Here is a 1,665-nt window from a genome sequence, read left to right as displayed (position 1 = left end):
AGGCTGCCCTGGGCATCCACCTGGGCAGCCTCGCCATCTTCGGTCAGGAACGGGGGGGGGGCAAGCGCCGGCGCGGCAGCGCGGCGCGGCTGGCTTTCCTCGGGCGTCATCTACTCCACCTGGAAGACCTTGCCCTCCGAGGCGTAGCCCTTGCGGCGGTTCTCCAGGCCCAGCACCCGCCAGAAGAGATAGTCACCGGCCTGGAGCCGGAAGTGCTGCTGGAGCCTGGTCCAGTCCGCCGGGCTCAGGGTGATGCCGGTGCCGGTGATGGGCTGGGCCGGGCTGCCGTCGCCCAACAGCAGCCGCTTGCCGCCCCGGAAGGAGGGCCGGGCCGCGAAGTCCAGCCAGAAGTAGCCGGGGCCGTTGGCCAGCCAGGAGAAGGTCGGGGGCGTGGCCAGGGGCAGCGGGCTGCCGGTGGCCGGCGCCACCGCCACCACGCCCGGCCCGGCTACTGCCCCCACCGGGCCGAAGAATTCCCGGCCGCCCTGGGAATCCACTGCCTCCAGCTTGTACCAGTAGCCCTGGCCGGGCTCGACCGCCGGATCCTGGAACTGGTAGGCGAAGCCCTGGGCCGCGTCGCCCTGCCCCGGGATGAGGTCGCAGCTCACCTGGGCAAAGGCATCGGAGCCGGCGGGCGCCCGCCAGATATGGAAGCCGGCGTGATCCACCTCGGTGGCGGTCTGCCAGGAGAGGGTGATGCCGGCCGGCGCTCCGGCGGCGGTGAAGGCGGTGAGGTCCACGGCACCGGCACCGCAGTCTTCGCCCCGTTGGCCCTGGGCATTCGCGGAGTTGTAGCGCAGGCAGTTGCTGGCGGTGCTGTCGGTCCAGGCCGAGTCCAGGAGCTGGCCGCCGGTGGTATTGCTCCTGCACTGCCAGCGCACCCAGCCCCAGTAGTTGGCGTTGCGGCTCAGGCCCTTGATGCGCAGAAGACACTGGATGGTGGGGAAGACGCCGAACTTGGAGCTGGCGACGGCGGCGCTGTTGGCCGGTGCGGCGCCGGACATGGTCCTGGTCGGCACGTTGGCATAGTTGTTGTTTGTTCCCTGGGCCGCAGCGGCGATATCGAACTTCTCGTTGGCCTGGGCCGCGGTACCGTACGCCCTGCATATGGCTGTGCTTGCAATTAAACTGTCGCATTTGACCCGGATGTCATTGGTGCCGTCGCCGTCCACATCCACAGCGGTGATCCCAAACCGAGCAATAGCGGCGTTGTGGATGGTGTTGGTCACCCCGGCAAAGGCCTGGCCTGGTGCCAGTCCGGCGACGACGCCGCCCACCATGGCTGAGTACATCGCCAGCCGCTCTTCGAATCGCCTGTCGGTCTTGCTGTTGTCCGTGGCCATTGTCTCCTCCTCAAAACGTGGGCGGTTGCACCGGGGACCGGTCCTCAGTCTGCAGGGACCGGGCCGGGCCGAGGAATCCAAGGGGGTGGCGCCAATGGGCGCTGTGCCCCTATGAGTAGCCCGGCCGTCCACCCCTTGTCAAGGAGGAATGCGGGCTGGCGGCCGCAGGTGTCCGGCCGCCGGCGGCATGCTGCTCGGCGGTCATGACGCGTCAAGGGGGCAGGAGGCGTGGCCGGAGGAGACAGATGCACAGGGGAGCGCAGCTGCGGAAGCAACAAGGCACCTCTACTGCCGCGGGGCCGCCTGCTCCGCCTCGAGGATC

General features: G+C 69.2%; 1 protein-coding gene. It reads right to left on the bottom strand.

The window, feature by feature from the left end:
* Positions 1–110: 110 nt before the first annotated feature.
* Complete coding sequence (locus tag AB1634_19445; protein MEW6221688.1) at positions 111–1,343, bottom strand: hypothetical protein; 1,233 nt, start codon at positions 1,341–1,343, stop codon at positions 111–113.
* Positions 1,344–1,665: the final 322 nt, after the last annotated feature.

It is taken from the genome of Thermodesulfobacteriota bacterium (genome assembly GCA_040755095.1).
Lineage (GTDB): Bacteria > Desulfobacterota > Desulfobulbia > Desulfobulbales > JBFMBH01 > JBFMBH01.
The sequence above is the reverse complement of the archived record's forward strand: the minus strand, read 5'-3'. Positions and strand labels throughout refer to the sequence as shown.

Bases quoted from the DNA above. Each gene is read 5' to 3' on its own strand.
- AB1634_19445 (MEW6221688.1), bottom strand. From the start codon at position 1,343: ATGGCCACGGACAACAGCAAGACCGACAGGCGATTCGAAGAGCGGCTG.